At 41.0% G+C, this 20,350-nt stretch carries 12 protein-coding genes; 7 read left to right on the top strand and 5 right to left on the bottom strand.

Going from position 1 to position 20,350, the window contains the following annotated elements:
* Window positions 1-21 precede the first annotated feature (21 nt).
* Window positions 22-2,076, top strand: coding sequence for an alpha-glucuronidase (locus BCL90_RS01260; RefSeq protein ID WP_121282152.1), 2,055 nt, complete (start codon window positions 22-24; stop codon window positions 2,074-2,076).
* Window positions 2,077-2,853: 777 nt separating this feature from the next.
* Here BCL90_RS01260 and BCL90_RS01255 read toward each other — a convergent pair.
* Genes BCL90_RS01255 through BCL90_RS01240 form a run of 4 tightly spaced genes read right to left on the bottom strand, consistent with a single transcriptional unit; the run spans window position 2,854 to window position 10,632 of the window.
* Window positions 2,854-4,794, bottom strand: a complete 1,941-nt coding sequence (locus BCL90_RS01255) for a glycoside hydrolase family 97 protein (RefSeq protein WP_121282151.1) — start codon at window positions 4,792-4,794, stop codon at window positions 2,854-2,856.
* 30 nt (window positions 4,795-4,824) lie between these two features.
* The gene (locus BCL90_RS01250) at window positions 4,825-7,266 is read right to left on the bottom strand and encodes a glycoside hydrolase family 127 protein (protein WP_208529824.1); all 2,442 of its coding nucleotides are present in this window, start codon (window positions 7,264-7,266) and stop codon (window positions 4,825-4,827) included.
* Window positions 7,263-9,737 (bottom strand): glycoside hydrolase family 95 protein, encoded by a 2,475-nt coding sequence (locus BCL90_RS01245; RefSeq protein WP_121282150.1) that lies wholly within the window; start codon window positions 9,735-9,737, stop codon window positions 7,263-7,265. Before BCL90_RS01245 ends, BCL90_RS01250 begins: the two co-directional genes overlap by 4 nt.
* Window positions 9,738-9,756: 19 nt before the next feature.
* Window positions 9,757-10,632, bottom strand: coding sequence for an alpha/beta hydrolase (locus BCL90_RS01240; RefSeq protein WP_121282149.1), 876 nt, complete (start codon window positions 10,630-10,632; stop codon window positions 9,757-9,759).
* A 276-nt stretch (window positions 10,633-10,908) separates the two neighbouring features.
* On the opposite strand from BCL90_RS01240, the gene BCL90_RS25525 reads away from it, so the two are divergent.
* The 3 genes from BCL90_RS25525 (at window position 10,909) to BCL90_RS01230 (ending at window position 14,050) form a co-directional block, all read left to right on the top strand.
* Window positions 10,909-11,058, top strand: a complete 150-nt coding sequence (locus BCL90_RS25525) for a hypothetical protein (RefSeq protein ID WP_166792147.1) — start codon at window positions 10,909-10,911, stop codon at window positions 11,056-11,058.
* Window positions 11,059-11,109: 51 nt separating this feature from the next.
* Window positions 11,110-12,294: a mannonate dehydratase gene (uxuA, locus tag BCL90_RS01235; RefSeq protein ID WP_121282148.1), complete on the top strand. Its 1,185-nt coding sequence runs from the start codon at window positions 11,110-11,112 to the stop codon at window positions 12,292-12,294.
* A gap of 91 nt (window positions 12,295-12,385) precedes the next feature.
* Window positions 12,386-14,050 carry a glycoside hydrolase family 43 protein gene (locus BCL90_RS01230; RefSeq protein WP_121282147.1) on the top strand — a complete coding sequence of 555 codons (1,665 nt, stop codon included), beginning with the start codon at window positions 12,386-12,388 and terminating at the stop codon, window positions 14,048-14,050.
* A gap of 393 nt (window positions 14,051-14,443) precedes the next feature.
* On the opposite strand, the gene BCL90_RS01225 is transcribed toward BCL90_RS01230, so the two are convergent.
* A complete protein-coding gene (locus BCL90_RS01225; RefSeq protein ID WP_121282146.1) occupies window positions 14,444-15,544 on the bottom strand; it encodes a glycoside hydrolase family 43 protein in 1,101 nt (366 codons plus the stop codon).
* A gap of 598 nt (window positions 15,545-16,142) precedes the next feature.
* Here BCL90_RS01225 and BCL90_RS01220 point away from each other — a divergent pair.
* The 3 genes from BCL90_RS01220 (at window position 16,143) to BCL90_RS01210 (ending at window position 19,978) form a co-directional block, all read left to right on the top strand.
* Entirely contained in the window at window positions 16,143-17,072 is a 930-nt protein-coding gene (locus BCL90_RS01220; RefSeq protein WP_121283411.1) for a sialate O-acetylesterase, read from the top strand.
* 9 nt (window positions 17,073-17,081) lie between these two features.
* Complete coding sequence (locus BCL90_RS01215; RefSeq protein WP_121282145.1) at window positions 17,082-18,455, top strand: glycoside hydrolase family 43 protein; 1,374 nt, start codon at window positions 17,082-17,084, stop codon at window positions 18,453-18,455.
* Window positions 18,456-18,598: 143 nt separating this feature from the next.
* Window positions 18,599-19,978: a glycoside hydrolase family 43 protein gene (locus BCL90_RS01210; protein ID WP_244095024.1), complete on the top strand. Its 1,380-nt coding sequence runs from the start codon at window positions 18,599-18,601 to the stop codon at window positions 19,976-19,978.
* Window positions 19,979-20,350 lie beyond the last annotated feature (372 nt).

Raw genomic sequence — 20,350 nt, 5'->3', positions numbered from 1 at the left:
AAGCATTAGATAGAAAGAAAAATGGCATATATTAAAAGGATGATTATTGTTGCATTGCTGATGTTAACACAAGCAACGCTATTGAAAGCAGAAGATGGTCAAGCCCTGTGGCTGAGAGGCAATTCCAATATTAAAGTCACCGTTTCCGGTCCTGGTCACTCGCCTGTGGTAGACCTCGCGATTGCTGAGCTTAAAAGAGGCTGGCACGGAAAACCGGACATGGTTCTAAACCTCAGGATTAGCGACAATCCGGCAATTAAAGGTGATGGATTTCAGCTGGAAGAATCCGCAATAAGTGCCAGAACAGAACTAGGTTTATTGTACGGCGCTTACGAGCTGCTCAGAAGTCAATATCTTGGCAGCCCTGCCAGAAGGTTCGTTTCAAACCCTTCCTATTCCAGAAGAATCCTGAACCATTGGGATAACCTTGACGGCAGCATCGAAAGAGGTTATGCTGGTCGTTCAATATTCTGGGGAGAAAAAGAAAACGGACTAAGTATTACAGAGCAGGATAAAGAGAAATGGACAGCTTATGCAAGGGCAAATGCATCTATCGGCATTAATGGTTCTGTTTTAAATAATGTCAATGCATCCGCCAAAATTCTCTCTAAACCTTATTTAGAGAAAGTACGTGCGATTGCTGAGCGTTTACGCCCTTACGGGATAAAAACTTATCTATCAGTCAATTTTTCTTCGCCTGTGCTTATAGGCAAATTAAAAAAGGCAGATCCATTAGATCCTCAGGTTCAACAATGGTGGAAGGATAAAGTAAAAGAAATTTATGCCCTTATACCAGACTTCGGTGGATTTCTGGTGAAGGCCAACAGCGAAGGACAACCAGGACCACAGGATTATGGCAGAACCCATGTTGATGGTGCCAATATGATGGCGGATGCGCTGGAACCTTTCGGAGGGATTGTGATGTGGCGTGCCTTTGTTTACAATCCATCTCCTGAGGACAGAACCAAACAAGCTTATAAAGAATTTTTACCGCTGGATGGAGCGTTCAGGAAAAATGTAATTTTACAGGTAAAAAATGGCCCACTCGATTTCCAGCCGAGAGAACCTTTCAGTCCCTTATTTGGAGGAATGACAAAAACGCCCGTTATGCCTGAATTTCAAATTACCCAGGAGTACCTGGGTGGCTCAAAGCAACTTGTTTTCCTTTCTACCTTATGGGAAGAGTGTTTAAATAATGATACTTTTAAAAATGGGAAGGGCAGCACTGTTGCCGCCTGCACCGATGGCTCACTAAGCAAAACTGATTTTACCGCCATTGCTGGAGTGGCTAACATTGGTAATGATGTAAACTGGACCGGACACACCTTTGCACAAGCCAACTGGTATGCATTTGGAAGACTTGCATGGAATAATAAACTTGAAAGTAAAGTAATCGCCGCAGAATGGATTAAACAGACCTTTCTCGATTCAAAAGAAAAAAAAACCGACGCTAAATTTGCTAAAACTGTTCAGGGGATAATGATGGAAAGCAGGGAGGCAGCCGTTGATTATATGATGCCACTAGGTTTACACCATATTTTTGCGGAAGGTCATCATTACGGACCTGCGCCATGGTTTTCTAATGATAAAATCCGTGCAGACTGGACATCTGTTTATTACCATAAAGCTGATGAGCAGGGAATTGGTTTTGACAGAACCCGTAACGGAAGTGATGCGGTTGACCAATACCACGAGCCATTGAGCTCAAAGTTAAATAGCCTTTCAACCTGTCCTGAAATTTACCTTCTTTGGTTTCATCACGTTCCCTGGTCTTACCGTTTAAAAAGTGGAAATGATTTATGGACAGAGCTCTGTCTGCGTTATGATCGCGGTGTTAATAAAGTAAGGTCTTTTCAAAAAGACTGGGATAGAATGGACGGCGCAATAGACAAGGAACGGTTTCAGGAAGTACAGTCGAAACTTAGAACCCAGTCGAGAGATGCACAAATATGGAAAGACGCCTGTCTGCTGTATTTCCAACAGTTTAGTAAAAGGGAGATTCCATTTGATATTGAGCGCCCTGTACATGATCTTCAATCGCTTAAAGAATTAACTAAAAGCAGGGATTACAATTAGAGAATATAGCGTCTGTACCATAATAAAGAATGTTATCCTGAGGGATAATTTATGGTATAAATCAATATAAATAACAGTAATTAATCTACAAATAAAAATTCTCTCCTGTTACCGTCATTTCGAGCGGAGTGCAACGCAGTCGAGAACCCGAAGGCTCAGCGAAGCTAAATCTGTTTCGATAGATCTCTCCACTTCGCGTTGCTCCGGTCGAGATGACGACCCTTGTATATCTGTCATCAATCCTCCGACGTATTTGAAAAATTCTAACCTCTACCATTATTCAAATAGAAAAATCGTCATCCTATAGCCATCGGATGCGAGGAGGAAGGACAAAGCAATCTTTTACGCTCAAACCTCACGATAAAGATTGCTTCCCCGAAAATCGGGGCAGGCTGTCGGCTGAAAAAGCCTTCTCGCAATGACGATCATTCCCAAGATCCGTCACCCTGAACTTGTTTCAGGGTCTTACTTTTATTATAGTTTTTCACCATATAAGAAATATAAGAGCATATAAGGCATTGTGTGCCTTATATTTTGGTGCTCTTTGTGTCTTGGTGGTTAATCTTTTCTTCACCGCATCGTCTTGCGAGTAACCATCAGGACTCATGGATGAGGTCCACAAAAAAACACTGATAATCAATACTTACATAGATATCATTATAATAGACGAAGCAATCTTACTATCGCTAGCATTAAGATTGCTTCCCCGAAAATCGGGGCAGGCTGTCGGCTGAAAAAGCCTTCTCGCAATGACGATAATAAGTTTCCAGTAGCTAATTAATCTTCAAAAACCAGTACAAAACCATCATTTCCTTTTAAGCTTAAACCCAATTTCCCATCGTGACCTAATGTTATTTCCTTAGATTTTAAATTAACCTCATCAGATCCTTCTGAAAAAATCAACTTCGCTTTTTTATTCGCCAGGAAAGCTAAATTAAGCGATAAGTCTCTTTGTTTATTTTCGCCATTAATACCAGAAACATACCATTTTTTGCCGCTTCTTCTGGCTACGATATAAAATTGACCGGGGTAACCGTCAATAAACCGGGTATCATCCCAGTTGTTTGGCAATTCCATTAGGAAGGTTTTTACAAAATCCGGAACATGAGACATACCGGAAGGTGTTTCTGCAAAATGCTGGATACCGGAAAGGAAAACCACGGAAGTGGCCAGTTCAAAAGCGGACGTAGTCACCCGTTTTACTCCAGGAATTTTATACAATACCATTGGCGTAAAATCCATTGGATCGAATACATTTCGCACCATTGCACTCATCACGGAATGTGAAGGAGCCTTATTTGCTGCATCCTGTCCAAAAGAAATCATTTCGTAGCCAAATACAGCCTCAGTAGTCATCAAATTAGGATAGGTTCTTTGTAATCCCCTTGGCAGGGTGGCACCGTGAAAATTAACCAGTAATTGGTAACTGGCGGCGTCTTCCAAAATATCCCGATAATAATTGATCATCGATAGTCCATCCCCGGCAAAAAAATCTATTTTTACGCCTTTTATCCCCATTTCTTTTAAACGGGCAAATTCCTGAACCCTGCTTTGATGAGTTAACAGTTTATCTCTTGGCGTAAATTTTACCGTATTCCAGTTTCCGGCAGAATTGTACCAAAGGAGCAGTCCAACATGTTTTTCCTTTGCATATTTGGCAAGCACAGCAATAGAGTCATACCCAATCGTTTCATCCCAGTTAGCATCAATTAAACTGTATTGCCAGTTCATGCTGGCCGCATAATCAACATATTTTTTCTGCACGGGATAGATTGTTGCGGCATCTTTTTCAAGCACCCAACTCCATGCGGCCTTTCCGGGCTGAATAAACGCTTTATCCATTGCTAGAGCTGGCTGGGCAAGATCAGTTCCCAGGGTGGATTCAGAAATCGTCTTCAAATCGCCAATAGCCATAATTCTCCAGGGCGTTTTCCAGGGCAAAGCCGATTCAGGCAGTATAGCAGCACCTGGAATACCTTCGGCTGGCTGAGGGAAATTAACCAAATACTCATTATTAACCGAGTTTTGAGCCAGTGAGGTTCCGCAGTAGCCCCGTCCCAGATCTGCTTCGGTGAGGAGCATCCAAACCTGACCTGATTTAAATAAAGCCGGGTACACCCAACCATTTGAACTGCTTGATGGCGTTCCCACCGGTATATCCATATTATAATGAGCTTCATAAGATGGATTAGTGTGTTCAAAACCTGTCTGCGCATCGGCTTTAGGTTGCATCCAGGCCCTTGTTCCAGCTAAAAAACGGAAACTGGTCGACTCTTTTGTTATTCGTTTTAAGTCTTTATTCTTTTCAGGGAATTCGTACCTGAATGCTACTCCATCGTTAGAAACATTAAAAATGACATTCATCCAGTTCCCTTTATCGGTTTTAAATTCAAAAGTTGTCTGGATGGCTTTGTAGGAAATGGAACTTTTTTTGGCATTGACCATTGTATAATCCTGGGTCACCATCGCTGGTTTTGAAATTTTGATTAAAGTAAGCTCCTTTGAAAAATCGTCATCCTCGCGGATAAGGCCCAGCTTTGAATCAGAGAGTACCTGCTTACCATTGTAGGAAACTGTATAGGTTAATTTTTTCGGACTACACACCAGCTCCAGTTTCTTATCAGGGCTAAATATACGCTGTTGGTCTGTTTGTGCCACAGTTGCCTTCGCGCACATGACCAGGCTAATGAGCCCAATTAATATTTTCGTTATTTTCATATTGAAGTAAATGTTCTGTTTGAGGAGTGGTTATTTATTACCGACATTTTTAAGCAGGCGTATATAATAAACTGCACTCGATGTATTTCCCTGCGAAGTCTGAATCCGAAGCCTTATATTTTTCTTTCCTGAAAGCAACTCGCGAGGTATTGCGTATTCCTCTGTCTTGAATTCAGAAGTATTCCATTTCTCTGAATTATCTACGGTCAGCAGTTTTTTATCGTCAATGTAAATATCGAAAACTTTCTTTCCCCATTCTGCGCCCCAATATTTAAGCGAAATTTTAAGGTCGGTTTCCCCTCTGGTTTCAAGCAGATAGCTAAAATATCCACCATTATTGGCTGAACGCCAGAACTGGTCTGCAAAAGTCCCGGTTTGGGAAGCGCTTTGGAGCAACTGGTGATCAACCTCTGGCTGTTGTTCTCCTGGTGCCACAAAATCTACCGTTCTTTTTTCAAGTAAAAGTTTTACTTTTTCCAAAGTCTGCAGGGAATCCAGATAGTTCTTGTACTGGCCCTGGCTCAGTGTCATCCAATACATCATATACCTGGAATCGTGGATTTTATAAAATGGCTCCAGATCTAACTTGGCAGGATTAATGATCTTGAGGTTTGCAAAGCTGAATTCCATTGGCTTTCCTTTTTCAGGTACTACACTTGAGATCACCTGTTCAGCGCCGTTTGCTATCAATATCGGCGCCTGATCTACAGGTAGTTTTTCGCCACTGGCAATATGTCCCCAGCGGCTCTGATCGGCTACAAGTCCTTTCAAATCCTGAGTTCCGGTTTTCGCAGCAAGCAATATCGGCCCGTGAAGGATTGCGCTGTAAATCGGCAGGTTTGGCAATTGCTCCAGGCTGGTATGCATAGGCAATTCAATCTCCACAATATCTCCTTTCTTCCAGCTTCTTTTTATTCCAACATAGGATGAAGCATCTGCATCGCTTTTTACTTCTTTATTATTCACGCGTATTTTTAGCTCCCCTGATTTTACCCATGCCGGATATCTTACCATCAGAGTAAAGTCTGCATTTCCCTTTTCAATCTCGATTCTGGTTTTTTCAGCATCAGGAAAAGAAGTTTTTTGTGCAAGTTTAATACCTTTTTTCTGCCAGTCAAGCTGCGAGGCTATAAATAAGTTTAGAAAAAGCGAATCTTTGCTGTGGGTATAAATTACCTGCCCAAGCTTACCATAATTCTCCATTCCACTCCCTACACAACACCACATGGCTTTGTTTGGGGCAGAATATACCCGATAATGCCTTGGCCGGGCAGGTGTAAAATAAACATAGCCACCGTGAACGGGATGTTGGGCAGACAAAATGTGGTTAAACAAAGCTTTTTCATAAAAGTCCATATATTTTCCAAACGACTGATCACGGAAAAGTCCTTCAGAAAGCTTTAACATATTGTAGGTATTACAGCTTTCCGGCCCTTCTACATCATTGATAAAATCAGGCGCAGAAGCCGGGCTTGGAAAAAACTCTCTCCTGCTGTTTCCTCCTAAAGCAAGTGTGCGGTTATGGGAAACCGTTTCCCAAAAAAAGAGACCGGCCTGCTTGTAATTATCTGCATGACTTAATTCGCCTATACGCTGAAAACCGATCGCTTTGGGCACCTGGGTATTTGCGTGTTTATTGTTCAGGTTATCTTCCCTGTGTGACATTGGATCAAGTAACTGATGATGAGAAAAACGCATAGCAGCATTCAAATACTTTTTATTTCCGGTAATCTGGTAAGCATCTGCAAGAACCTCATTCATCCCACCTTGTTCGGTACCCAGCATGCTTTGCATTTGCTTGTCAGATAATTTAGATGTGATCTCAATACTCCAGTCACAGAAACCTATAAACATCTTTTTAGCATCCTCATTAGCTGAATACAGCCAGGCGTCGCGCAGGCCTGCAAACATTTTATGAACGTTATACCAGGGAACCCAGGCTTTACCGAATGCTTTAAAATCACCTGTTTTGAAAGTTGACCAGATTTCAGCACTGTTAGGCACGCCTCCAACATAACCAATCGCCCAGCCGGGATGATTTACGGCATTTGCAAGCTGACAAGCTTTGAGCTCTTTAATCATATAATCCAATCTTTTTTTACATTCCCCATCTCCTGTTGCGGCATAAGTTGTTGAAAGTGCAGAAAGGTAATGACCTCCTACATGGCCATCCAAACCATCCCAGTTTTCATAGGAACTTTTTTTAGGTTTCAGACCAGCCTGCTTCAGGTAAGGCGCCAACAATCTGTCGACATCATATTCAAGCAGTGTTTTTAAATTCAGGTCCTGGGCATGTTTAAAAGGCCCATCTAAAAGACGAATTGACTGAAGAGGGAATTCATTGGCATATAATCTATCCTGGCCATTTGCATTGGCAGTCCAGCTGATCATAAAACCCAAAAGATAAAAAATATGCTTTCTCGTTACGGCGCTCAGTTTTGGTTTACGAATCATAAATTGTGTTATAATCATTTTATTTTTTTATACAGGGTGTAGACTTTTCCTACATCTGTTTTAATATCATATAATTGAGTTTCAGGTAAATCAACAGATCCGCCAGGTGCCAGTTTGGAGACCATCGGTTTTGGCGTTTTTGTCATGAAGAAAAAAGGATTTTGATTCTCACCCATTGCATTTTTGGCTTCAAGTTTGGATAAATTTAATTCATTAGGCACCCTGATCCGTAAATTTCCGCCCAGGTGCGATTTAATCACCAGTTTAGTGATCATGCCATTTACCCATTCCAGTTTAACAATCTCAAATCCTCCCTTTGCCCGTAAACCACTAACATGTCCATTTGATTTCCAGACATCGGGCAGTGCAGGCAGAAGTTGAATGGCGCCATTATCTGATTGCATAAGCATCTCTGCGATACCGGAAGTGCATCCAAAATTACCATCAATCTGAAAAGGCGGATGTGCATCAAAAAGATTATTGTAAGTACCGCCACCAGCCCGGTTTCCACCTACGGGCGTTAACTGGTTCTGAATAAGCTTGTATGCATGGTTTCCATCCAGGAGTTTTGCCCACCAGTTCACTTTCCATCCCATGCTCCATCCGGTAGAAACATCGCCACGCTGGACCAGCGTCTTTTTGGCTGCTAAATACAATTCAGGGGTTTGGTATGGCGATATCTGAGCGGATGGGAATAAACCATATAAATGAGATACATGCCGGTGGTTATCGTTTGGATCGTCAATATCATCAATCCATTCCTGCAACTGGCCATATTGCCCAACCTGCATTGGCGGGAGCTGGCTGCGCATTTTTTTCAAGGTATCTGCAAACGCTTTATCTTCACCAAGAATTTCTCCCGCACGGATGACGGTGCTAAAAACATCATATACAATTTGATTACTCATTGTGGTTCCTGCATCAAGCGAGGAGCCCTGATGTGCTGCAGGAGCATTTTCAGGAGACATATCCGGATTAATGACCAGATAGCCTCTTTTAGGATCTTTAACCAGGAAATCAACATAAAACATTGCCGCTCCTTTTAAGGTTGGATAAGCTAATTTAAGAAATGCCTGATCTCCGCTATAAAGATAATGCTCCCACAGATGCTGACTGGCCCAACCTCCGCCGTGATTCCATGTACCCCAAAATGCACCATCAACAGCGCCGGTAGCTCTCCAGATGTCGGTGTTGTGATGTGCCATCCACCCTCTGGCACCATACATATCATGAGCAGTTTGCTTTCCCGTTTCGCTCAGTTCTTTGACCATTTTCAAAAAAGGCTCATGCAATTCGGCCAGATTTGTTTTCTCCGCGGGCCAGTAGTTCATCTCTGCGTTAATATTAATGGTATACTTACTGTCCCAGGCTGGATATAATTTATTATTCCAGATGCCTTGCAGGTTAGCAGGCTGGCCACCAGGCTGAGAGCTCGAAATGAGCAGGTAGCGTCCATATTGAAAATATAGGGCCGCAAACTGCGGGTCGTTAACGGAATTGAAATTCTTGAGCCTGACATCAGTAGGCACATTTTCAAAATCCGCAGCGCCCAGGGATAAATCTACCCGATCAAAATATTTGTGATATTGTAACTGATGGGCTTTTAAAATCGTCTTAAATTTTTTCGGGAATGCACGGTTCAGCATTTCCCTGGCCTTTAACTTTTCATTCCCGCTAATATCTTTGTAATTGATAAAGTTTGTAGCAATAGATAAATAAATAGTTACCGCGTTAGCATTTTCGACAACAATTGTATGCTCCGTGCTGGAGATTTTACCGCCAACGTTCTTGAATGCTGCAATGCCATTGAAACGGACAAGGCCCGGTACGCCTTCATGTGCGGTTGAGGTTCCGGTAATTTCAATTTGTCCCGGCACTTGTGTGTTGATTTTTGCAGAGGGCTGCAGGGAAGATAATGAAGAGGTAAAGCTTAACGCACCTGGTTTACTCGAGCGAAGCTCTATCGCAATTACACCATCGGCCAGTGAGGCCAGAACACGCCTGGTATAAACAACATCTTTTACCTTATAACTGGTGGTGGTTACCGCATTACTGATATCCAGCTCGCGGTAAAAGTCTGTATAGCCCTCATGGCCGGCAAAATCCAGGTGTAAATCTGCAACAGGTTGAAAAATCTGCCCCTGAGACTTTTTGCTGATAATAACCTTATTGGAGAGCAATTCTGCCTGCTTTTGTTTACCCTGAAAAATAAGCGTCCTAATGCGGGCCAGTGAATCTAAGGCTAAAGGATTATCATTTCTGTTGGGGCTACCGCTCCATAGGGTATGCTCGTTTAACTGAATAATTTCATTAACAACATTTCCATAAACCATTGCACCAAGCCGCCCGTTACCAACCGGTAATGCGTTCTCCCAAATTTGTCCGGACGGGCTATTATACCATAATTTTAATTTTGGTTTTGGTTTTTGCCGGGCAGCACCTGAGAAAACAACATGGATGAAGAGCAGCAGTAGCACAAAATTTTTCATGGAGAAGAACAATCAGGCGTTAAGGGTTGAGACTATAATTTTGGAAGGAAGCCTGATCAACAGGTTTAAATAACAACTGACTAAACAGATACAAATCATTCTTCCATACTTTAAAATCGTGCACACCTGGTTCGATATAATAAATATGTGGCACATTTTTATCTGCCAGATACTCGTGGGTACGTTGAGAGAAGTTAAGCAATCGATCATTATCACCGCAAGAAATCCAAAGCAATTTAAGCATGGCTTTACCTTTTGCCGGATCTGGTAATAATTCTGCAGGCACTTTGGTATTTGGCGCAGAAGAAAAGCCACCAACCCAGGCAAATGTTTCTAAATTACCCAATCCAAAATTCAAAGACTGTCCACCACCCATAGACAAGCCGGCAAGGGCACGGTGGTTTCTGTCTTTAAAAACATTATAATTTTTTTCCACATAAGGAATCAGATCCAGAAGCAAGTCCTTTTCAAAGCTTGCAAAGGCAGCAACTTTTTCCGGAGCCATAATATTTCCCGTGGCACGGTCATCTTTCATCGCCCTGCCGTTTGGCATCACAACCAACATCTGTTCCAGCTTGCCCGAAGCATACAGGTTGTCGAAGATGACCTGAGGTTTCCCACCATTCAGCCATTCCTTTTCATCCCCACCGATGCCATGGAGCAGATATAAAACCGGATATTTTTTAGATTTCAGATATCCTGGCGGAAAATAAACGGTGGCTTTTCTGGTTGTTCCGACCGTTTTTGACGCATATTGTATCGTATCTATTTTTCCATGGGGGATTTCTGCCTGACTAATGTCAAAACCTTCAGGAGCCACAGGAATCTGCTTTTGCGCGAAAACTGTGGTTTGAATAAAAATCAGTGTTGCTAAGATGGAGATTAATCTTTTCATTTTAGTTGGTTAGAGTTGGTTGGCAGGATTAATTGATTAACTGCCAGAATTAATTATCACTACAAACTTAAGTGCATGCACCGCATGATGATGGAACCATTGATTATATTGATGGAAAAAATGTTCAAAAATACCATTGGGCGGAACAAATCATCATTTATTTAAAAATCTTTAATGAACTTAGGTTATAGATAATTTAGAAAGAGACCGAACCAGAGCGCATTTCGAAAAATAATTGACCTTAAACTTCACTAAGCTAAGAAAAAATTAAAAGCTATGCAACGTTTTTGGCAATCGATTGCACGAAATAAACTGCAGGCGAAATATCTTTTCTTTATAAGACCAGGGGCTAAAAAACCAAATATGAAACAGACCATTAAAAAAGAAATGGAAAATATTGCAGATCAACTTAAAAAAGCAAATTAGAAATATGATAGTTTGCGATCAAAATATACTTCAAAACAATACTGCTCTGCTATGAAAATGATTCAAACAATGCGCTGGTATGGCCCCGATGATATTGTTACGCTAGCCGATATTCTGCAGGCAGGCTGTACAGGAGTGGTAACTGCTTTACATCACATCGCCGTTGGCGAAATCTGGCCGGAGGAAGAAATACTGGCCCGCAAGGCGATTATTGAGTCCAGTGGACTAACCTGGGAAGTGGTCGAAAGTCTGCCAGTACATGAGGACATCAAAAAGAGGCAGGGACTTTATCAGCTATGGATTGAAAATTATAAAGTCAGCCTGAAAAATCTGGCAAATTGCGGAATCAAAGTAATCACCTACAATTTTATGCCCGTGTTAGACTGGATGCGGACCGATTTGAAATTTAAAACCCACACCGGCGCACTTGCATTAAGATTTGAGAAAACCGCATTTATTGCTTTTGACCTTTATTTGTTAAACCGACCCGGTGCAACCGATGACTATACACCCCAGGAATTGGAAGATGCCAAAAGTTTCTTTATTAAACTTAATCCACAAGAGCAGCGCACTTTGATGAGTAACTGCCTGCAGGGCCTTCCAGGAAGCAAAGATCATTTCACTAAAGATCAGGTGCTTACTTTACTGGAAGGATATAAAAACATTTCTGCAGAAATACTGAGCAATAATTTAATCAGTTTTTTGCAGGAAATCACCCCTACGGCTGATCAAAGCGAGCTACAGTTAGCCATTCATCCGGATGATCCTCCCTACCCGATTTTAGGTTTACCAAGAATTATGAGTACGGAAGAGCATGCGCATAAAATATTAAAAGCTGTACCTGCGCCGTCCAATGGAATTTGTTTTTGTAGCGGTTCTTTTGGTGCCCGGCCAGATAATGACTTAAAGGGAATGATTGAGCGGTTGGGAAACAAAATACATTTTCTACACCTGCGAAGCGTTCAAAGAGAGGATAATGGCAATTTTTATGAGGCCAATCACCTGGAAGGAAGTGCAGATATGATTGTTTTAGTCACTGCAATCGTAAAACTCATGCGCGCAGAGGACAGATCCATCTATATGCGGCCTGATCATGGCCACCAAATGCTTGATGACCTGGATAAAAATCCTTACCCCGGCTATTCTGCCATAGGAAGACTGAAAGGACTTGCCGAACTACGGGGACTCGAATTGGGGATCAGTGAAACTTTAAAAACCGAAAACTTACATCATTAAATACATGCAGCAATTTTTAGGTTGAGATTTAAGTGTAAAAAAATCAACAAAAATCTTGACCATATTTTCTTCAATAGCCAAATATACAATTATGAAAAAAATCTTTTATTTATTCTTGCTCTGCTTCACCTCACAAGCATTTGCACAAATAAAATTTACAAATCCAATTCTTGCTGGTTTTTATCCAGATCCCAGTATTACTAAAGTAGGTACTGACTATTACCTGGTTAATTCTACTTTTTCTTATTTCCCTGGCATCCCTGTTTTTCACAGCAAGGATTTAAAAAACTGGAAACAGATTGGAAATGTAATCGATAGAAATACGCAGATGACTTTTCTGGGCGATGGAACCTCGCGTGGTTTGTTCGCACCTTCCATTAATTACCATAAAGGAACCTTTTATATGACTTGTACCAATATAGATAAGGGAGGGAATTTTGTGATGACCGCTAAAAATCCTGCAGGTCCATGGAGCGACCCGGTATGGCTTCGCGATGTAAAAGGGATCGATCCATCTTTATTTTTCGATAAAGATAAAGCCTATATCGTTTACAATAGTGATGCCCCGGACAATAAACCACTTTACAGTGGCCACCGTACCATCCGGACGTACGAATTCGATCCTGTAACACTCAAAGTTAGCGGAGAAGAACATTTGCTTGTAAATGGCGGAGTGGATATTTCTAAAAAACCGGTATGGATTGAGGGACCGCACATTTTTAAACGCGAAGATTGGTATTACATCTGTGCTGCTGAGGGTGGAACAAGTGTAAATCATTCTCAGGTTATCCTTAGAAGCAAATCAGCTACCGGCCCTTATGTTCCTTACGAAAACAATCCAATCCTAACCCAGCGGGATTTAGATCCAAACCGCCCAAATCCGATAACCTCTACAGGCCACGCAGAACTGGTGGAAGGACCTGATGGAAAAACCTACGCTATTTTTCTTGCTGTGCGTCCATACGAAGGGAATTTCTATAACACCGGAAGAGAAACCTTTATTGCACCTGTTAAATGGACAAATGGATGGCCTGTAATTAATCCCGATTTTAAGGAAGTTCAATATCAGTATACAGCAGATTATAAAGAAATCAAACAAGCAGGCGCGCCACCACAAAACGGAAACTTCTCTTACAGGACTACATTTGATAAAAAGTTAGACCAATCTTTACTTTTTTTAAGGAAAAATGACAGTTCATGGTATAGCTTAAGCAAGAAAAATGGGTTCACGATGAAACTTAAGCCTGAAACCGTTATGGAGAAAACCAATCCGGCGTTTCTTGGAAAACGTCAGCAGCATACGTTCTGTAAAGCCAGCACAGCGCTTCAATTCACTCCGAAATCCGAAAATGAGAAAGCAGGATTAATGATTTTCCAGGGAGAATTTAATTTTTACTTAATATGCAAATCCATTAAAGAAAACAAAACGGTCATTCAGCTTTTTAAAGGCGATAAAAAGGCCGGAAATATGATATTAATTACTGAATTACCACTTTCAAATCCATCCGCAGCTATACAGCTTGAAATTGAAGCTAAGGGAGGTTTATATGATTTTAAATATAAACAAGGGAACGAAGGCTGGCTTACGTTAAAAAATGATGTTGACGGTAAATATTTAAGCACACAGGCGGCCGGTGGATTTATCGGATCGCTGTTCGCCTTGTACGCCACGTCTTCCGGCCAGCAGAGCGATAATACAGCAAGTTTTAAATGGTTGGATTATAGCGGTAACGATAAAATCTATCACTCAAAATAACAGGCGACACTAAGTCGTATAATCAGTTTAAAGGCCCTGCTCTCCATCCGATAACTATCGGATGGAGAGCAGGGCCTTTCTAATTGTCATCCTGAGAGGTAATTTATGGAATAAAATTAATATGAGAGACAGGAGAATTTAATGTTGTAGATCTCCCCGAGAAATCGTCATTGCGAGAAGGCTGAAAAAGCCTTCTCGCAATGACGATTTCTCTATTGGAACCTGTTTATGATAGCATAGTCGAAGTACCTTAGATAATACGATATAGAACATCTTGATAATCTTCAGGCTCAGCACGAGCTGAGCCTGAAGAGAAAAAATTCAGAAAACCTGGCTTTGTAATACCAGTGCTTTCTTTTTTAGAAAGGTTTAACTTAATTCTTACTTGCTAACTTAATCTTTATTGGGTTTTATCAACTCAATTGTACCATCTTTAAGGTGATTAAGTTCAGTTACTTTCACGTTTCTTAAATGTGTTTTTCCCGAAAGTTGTGTATCGTGATAAAAGATATACCACTTACCTTTGACTTCAACAATGGAATGATGAGTAGTCCAGCCCTCAACAGGAGTCATGAAAGTGCCCTGATATTTAAAGGGACCCCATGGATTATCCGATATTGCCGATGCCAGAAAATGAGTGTCGCCTGTTGAATAAGTAAAATAATACTTTCCATTATATTTGTGTACCCAGGCGGCTTCAAAAAACCTGCGGTCATGATCCTTGGTAAGAAAAGGTTTGCCTTGCTGATCTAAGATTACAACATCTTTTACTTTCCCGTCAAAAGCAGTCATATCCTTGCTTAGTTTTACAACTTTTGCACTCAAAGCAGGTTCGTTTTCCTTCTGAGAATCAGTTTTAGAACCATTCGGATCATATTTTCCGTCTTTCCAGCGTTGAAGCTGTCCGCCCCAGATTCCACCAAAATACATGTAACTGCTTCCGTCAGTATCGGTAAAAACTGCAGGATCAATACTAAAACTTCCATCAATTGGCTCTTTGGCTGCTTTGAATGGTCCGGCTGGATCCTTGGAAGTTGCTACGCCTATCCTGAAGACATCATTTTTATCCTTAACAGGAAAATAGAGATAGTACGTACCATTTTTATAGGCCGCATCAGGTGCCCATAATTGCCTGCCCGCCCATGGAATGTCACTCACGGAGAGTGCGGTATCATGAATAGTAACCTTTCCACCTATACTGTCCATACTAAGAATCCGATAATCTTTCATATCAAAATGATCCCCGTTGTCATTTTCCTTTACGCCCGATTCTATATCGTGCGATGGATAGATGTAAATTTTACCATTGAAAACATGTGCAGAAGGATCTGCAGTATAAATTTCCTTCACCAGCGGTTCAGAAAGGTAGTGTTTTGCTTTGGTTTTTGCAGCTTCATTTTTTTCTGAGGGCTTGTTTCCTTCCTGGCACGAACTACCTAAAGCAGCAATTAGCGCAACGGCCAAAATAGATTGGTTTTTAATTTTTAGATTCATTATTATTCATTTTTGGTTATATACGGTTATAAAAAATTATTCCATTCAGGATGCGCGATGGTTTACATAAAGTAACCTCGAAATTGCCAGCCCCAGTCCGGATGCACCACCAGTTACGATGGCAACTTTTATTGACACTGCTTCCATTATTTTTAATTTAGTATTCTAACTATTTATCGTTTTCCTGATCACAAACTTATTATTGATGAACAGCAATTCTCAATCTTTCGAAATGCAACATTTCATCTTTAATGTTCATTTATTTGGTTAAAATTTTGCCGCAATTTTTCGGATAAAACAGATTCGAAAACTATAGATAGGCAAAGGATAAAACTATGTTAAAAGAAGAATTTAGTATGGAAACTTTGAATAATATGATAGCAGAAATGTTGATTATAAACTTAAAAAACAAGTATAACGCCCGCTTTTTTTAATGCTTTAGCTTATAATCTTTTATTTAAACTGGCTGAATTAGTTTATCGCAGCTATCAGGCTGGCCTTAAATTTTGCCCATTTGAGCATTTTTTATGATGAAAAATGCTATTCACAATCTGCAGCGTTTAATATTTTAGCTTCAGGTTAAACGATGGAAATTAATATGAAACAAATCATCACAAAAGGACTAAAATATTCGATAAAAACGATAGGCACCAACCTGAATAACGTTGCTCTGAAATTGATCAAACCTAAAGCTTACAGCAAACCATTAGGAATTGCCTTGTTGCTTGCATCTTTGTGGTGCAATAGCGAAAAATCTTATGCGCAGAACACTAAATTATATGTTTTCCTAAGCTTCGGTCAATCTAATATGGAAGGAAATGCGCCTTTCGAACCTCAGGATACAACAGTAAATAACAGATTCAGCGTGCTGCAGGCAGTTGACTGTCCGGAGTTAGGCAGAACAAAAGGAAATTGGTATACTGCTAAACCACCTTTGTGCCGCTGCAAAACTGGCTTAACGCCAATGGACTATTTCGGAAGAACCCTCCTGGATTCACTTCCCGAAGATGTGCGCATCGGAATTATTAATGTAGCAGTTGGTGGTTGCAAAATTGAGTTATTTGATAAAGATACTTATCAAACCTATACGGCCACTGCGCCAGAATGGATGAAGTCAGCCTTAAACGAATACGGCGGAAATCCGTACGGCCGTTTGGTGGAGTTAGCCAAAGTTGCCCAGCAATCAGGGGTTATCAAAGGTATTCTGATGCACCAGGGAGAATCCAACACCGGCGATCAGGAATGGCCAAAAAAAGTGAAGGTAGTTTATGAGAATCTAATCAGGGATTTGAATTTAAATCCGGCATCCACGCCACTCCTTGCCGGCGAGGTAGTTCATGCGGATCAGGGAGGAAAATGCGCATCGATGAATAAAATTATTGCAAGCTTGCCAGAAACAATTCCCAATGCACACATCATATCATCAGCTGGCTGTACCGATGCGGCAGATAATCTACATTTCAATGCGCAGGGCTACCGCATGCTTGGCGAGCGTTATGCTAAAACCATGCTTTCCCTATTAAAATAACATCAAAAAATGCAGAAAAAAATATTTGGAATATCACTTTTGACGGGCCTGCTGTCAATATTGACAAGTTTTGCCCAGAACCCGATCGTTCAGACCTATTATACAGCTGATCCGGCACCAATGGTACACAATGGAACCGTTTATCTATACACTTCGCATGATGAAGATATTACGGTGAAAAACTTTTTCACCATGAACGATTGGCGTTGTTATTCTTCAAAGGATATGGTTAACTGGACTGATCATGGAGCCATTTTATCCTATAAAGCTTTTAGCTGGTCGCGCGGTGACGCATGGGCAGGCCAGTGCATATTCAGGGATGGAAAATTCTACTACTACTTACCCGTTAACCAAAAAAATGGCGGGAACGCCATTGGTGTTGCCATTTCAGACACGCCTACAGCAGGCTTTAAAGACGCAATAGGCAAGCCATTGCTTTCAGGCTTTGGCTACATTGATCCAACTGTTTTTATCGATGATGACGGGCAGGCCTACCTGTACTGGGGCAATCCCCAATTATATTATGTAAAACTGAATAAGGATATGATCTCTTATGATGAAAAAGTTGGTATTGTGAAAGTGCCGCTAAACAAAGAAGGATTTAGTGCGAGGAAAAAAGATCCGGATAAAAGACCATCAGAATATGAGGAAGGACCATGGTTCTTTAAACAAAAAAGCAAATATTACCTGCTTTATCCGGCGGGTGGCGTTCCGGAACATTTGGCTTATTCTACCAGCAAAGGACCAACAGGCCCCTGGATATATGGAGATACCATTATGAAAGTGATCGAAGATCGTGGTGCATTCACCAACCACCCCGGCTATATCGATTTCAAAGGTCAGTCTTATTTATTTTATCATGACGGGGCTTTACCTGGGGGCGGGGGCTTTAAACGTTCGGTTTGTATCGAACCATTCAGTTTTAGCCCCGATGGATCCATTCCGAGAATTAACCGCACGAAATCAGGTGTACTGAAAAGCGCCTCAAACTTAGATCCTTTTACCCGAGTTGAAGCCGAAACCATAGCCTGGTCAGAAGGTGTAAAAACTGCCAAAGATAGCCTAACAGGGGCAATTTATGTATCCAATATCGACAATGGTGATTACATCAAAATCCGTAGTGTAGATTTTGGCAAAGGCGCTACAAAGTTTGAAGCAACCGTAGCCTCCCTATCCTCAAAAGGAAATATAGAACTTCGGGCAGACAGTTTAAAAGGCAAGCTGCTGGGAAAACTGGAAATAAAATCAACCAAAAATACTCAGGAATGGAAAGCCCAGCTTTGTAAAATAAACCAGATTACCGGTGTACACGACCTGTATTTGGTATTCAAAGGTGAAGATAAGGACCTGTTTAATTTTGACTCCTGGCGTTTGATCCGCTAATAGCTGGTCATTTAATCACCTCAGGTTCCAGCGCTGTGGAGCTTACATCAAGATGTTTAATTGCGGTTTCTTGATCAGGAACTAAGAAAATTAAATGGAATGATGGATAGAAAAATCCACATCAACCTTTAAAATAAAACTAAATGAAAATAACACCTATAAAAATGGTAAAGAAATTCAGAATAGGCGCAAGCTTACTTTTAAGTTTCATAACGCTGGGCACTTTAGCCCAAAATCCTATTATACAGACTAAATTTACGGCCGATCCGGCACCAATGGTATATAAAGATACCGTATACCTGTACACCTCCCATGATGAAGATAATGCGGGTCCTGGAATGGGCAAATTCCTGATGAAGGATTGGCTTCTTTATACTTCAACAGACATGGTAAACTGGACAGACCACGGCGCTGTCGCATCTCTGAAAAACTTCGCCTGGGGAAAGCAGGATAACGGAGCCTGGGCACCGCAATGTATCGAGCGTAATGGAAAATTCTACCTGTATTGTCCGGTACAGGGCAATGGCATTGGTGTCCTGGTAGCAGACAGTCCTTATGGGCCATTCAAAGACCCTATAGGAAAAAGGCTTATTGATGATGACCATCTGTGGAATGACATTGATCCCTCTGTGTTTATTGATGCTGACGGACAAGCCTATCTGTATTGGGGCAATCCAAACCTTTGGTATGTAAAGTTGAATAAAGACATGATTTCCTATTCAGGGGAAATCGTTAAAGTAAAAGATGTAGGTAAAGAAAAAGGGCAAACCAAAGCTGATACTTACCACTACCAGGAAGGCCCATGGACTTATAAACGTAATGACCATTACTATCTCGCCTATGCCTCTACTTGTTGCCCGGAAGGGATTGCTTACGCAATGAGCAAAAATGCAACCGGTCCCTGGGACTATAAGGGTTACCTGATGAAACCAAATGAAAAATCTTCAGGAAATCACCCCGGAATTATTGATTACAAGGGTAAATCATATTTGTTTGGTTTTAATTTCCGGTTAAATTTTATGATCACCGATAAACATCATGAAAGGCGCTCGGTTTGTGTGGAAGAACTGAGCTACAACCAGGATGGCACCATCCACGAGTTGCCATGGTGGTCGGAAACCGGAGTGAAACAAGTCGGTAATTTGAATCCTTTCAAACGTACCGAAGCTGAAACAATAAACTGGGCTGAAGGCATTAAAGCAGAAAAAGACGCTGTAAACGGGCGTATTTTTACCACCAATAAACAGGAAGGTGCCTTCATCAAAATTAAAGGTGTCGATTTTAAAAGTGGTGCTAAAAAGTTTGAAGCCAGTTTAACTTCCCTTACCGGCGGAGGAAAGCTGGAAATCAGGATTGATGATCAAAATGGCAGGCTAATTGGAACGCTTCCCGTAAAAAGTAAAGATATTAAATGGGAAACAATCTCCTGTACGCTTAATCAGGTAAAGGGCCAGCACGACCTATTCCTGATATTTAAAGAGGGGATATTCAGCTTAGACTGGTGGAAGATGATAAAAAAGTAAATCCGGATTGATAAAACTGTTGGTTGTGGGGCCTTTGAGTTAAATGCTAATTTCGAATTGTTTTTATTCCACTTTAATCGTTCCAGGGATTTACTATCCAAAATTGTTTTAAAGTCATAAAATGGAAAATTGGTTAATCTAATCCTATTCAGTTAATTATTTTAGTTACAGCGAGTTTGTAATAATAACTTCCTGATCTTAGCAGCAACAGTTTTGTTCAACTACTGGTACAGAAGAAAAAGATTATGTAAAAAAATAATAAACGTTACCATAACATTTAAAAATATTACCTAATTTTCGTTTTCTAAACTGATCAGATAAATCTAAACCAAATAAGTTTATTCCGTTGATGAATATCCCAAAATTACTCCA

Origin of the sequence: Pedobacter alluvionis, assembly GCF_003664035.1 — a bacterium.
GTDB classification, from domain to species: Bacteria; Bacteroidota; Bacteroidia; order Sphingobacteriales; family Sphingobacteriaceae; genus Pedobacter; species Pedobacter alluvionis.
This window is presented reverse-complemented; position numbering and strand designations above follow the sequence as displayed.